At 37.4% G+C, this 1,306-nt stretch carries 1 protein-coding gene and 1 pseudogene; both read left to right on the top strand.

Annotated elements, in window-relative coordinates:
- Positions 1–110, top strand: a pseudogene (locus R7E00_RS23750) (XRE family transcriptional regulator); the annotation flags it as partial.
- Positions 111–520: 410 nt separating this feature from the next.
- On the top strand, positions 521–1,306 hold a 786-nt coding region (locus R7E00_RS23745), incomplete at its 3' end, for an Orn/Lys/Arg decarboxylase N-terminal domain-containing protein (RefSeq protein WP_318124694.1).

The raw sequence follows: 1,306 nt of genomic DNA, 5'->3' as shown, positions 1-1,306 counted from the left end.
TCGAGTGCATGGATTGTAAGCATACTATGTACTCGTCTGGTATCGCGGTAAAACGCTATCAACAGTGGTCCAACAATGGCGTAAAGCTAGATAGTCATTTATTTAATTGAATTGTGTTTCCTTTGCACCTAAAGTAAAAAGCCATCAATACATGTGTTGATGGCTTTTTTATTATGTGTTTAAATTTAGTTAAAATTAAAATATTTATTATCCCTAATAATATAGTCCTACTAATTATATAGTGATAGAAATCTCAAAGATTTATTTTCTTGATATTTTATTTCTAACAACAATGGCTGTGGTCACACAATTTTTAATTATTTTTCCTTTTAAGCCTGGTTTCAATATCATTGGGCTATCAATTGGAAAGTGATAAAGATCGCGAAATTTTAATTCGAGAAAATAAGACTTTTAAATATGAAAATTTAATCACGAAATTTGTTTTTTGAATTTTAAATATCGTTTTCGTTTGTAATATCTGTACCTGTCAATTTTAAAGAACAAAAAAGAGATATTCCAAATGAAACGTTTAATTATAGGTGTTAGTAATTACATGCCAGAAGACTTCAGTTTATTAGCTGAATCTTTAGATGAACAATTTAATCGTCATTTACAACCTTTAGAGCAAGTTGAATTAACCGACGTTGGTGCGGCTATTATTACTTCAGCAGACATTAAAGCAGGTCTGCATAAAATGATTTCCGAAACGGGTTACGGTATTCCAGTTTTCTTAGTAACGGATGAAACCCCAGTTTCGGCAGAAGATTACGTTTGGCTAACTGGCGTTATCGATTTAGAAAGACAATCTATTGAGTACTACTGTCGTCAAATCAACGAAGCGGTAACCAAGTACGAATGTCGTCTGCTTCCTCCTTTCTTCAAGCAATTAACGCACTATGTTGAGATGGGTAACTCAGCGTTTGACTGTCCGGGACACCAAGGTGGTCAGTTCTTCAAAAAACACCCAGCTGGTAAACAATTCTACGATTTCTTCGGCGAAAACCTGTTCCGTAGTGACTTGTGTAACGCGGACGTAGATTTAGGTGACTTGCTGATCCACGAAGGTTCTGCACACCAAGCGCAAGCGCACGCTGCAAAAGTATTTAACGCGGACAAAACTTACTTCGTGCTCAACGGTACTTCTGCTTCAAACAAAGTGGTGTGTAACGCGCTAGTAACTGAAGGTGATTTGGTACTGTTCGACCGTAACAACCACAAATCGAACCACCACGGTGCGTTAATCCAAGCGGGTGGTATGCCAGTTTACTTAGAAACGGCGCGTAACCCTTGGGGCTTCATCGGTGGG

It is taken from the genome of Vibrio sp. Vb1755 (assembly GCF_033338635.1).
GTDB classification, from domain to species: Bacteria; Pseudomonadota; Gammaproteobacteria; order Enterobacterales; family Vibrionaceae; genus Vibrio; species Vibrio alginolyticus.
Note: the sequence above shows the minus strand (reverse complement) of the source record. Positions and strands in the feature narration are given on the sequence as shown.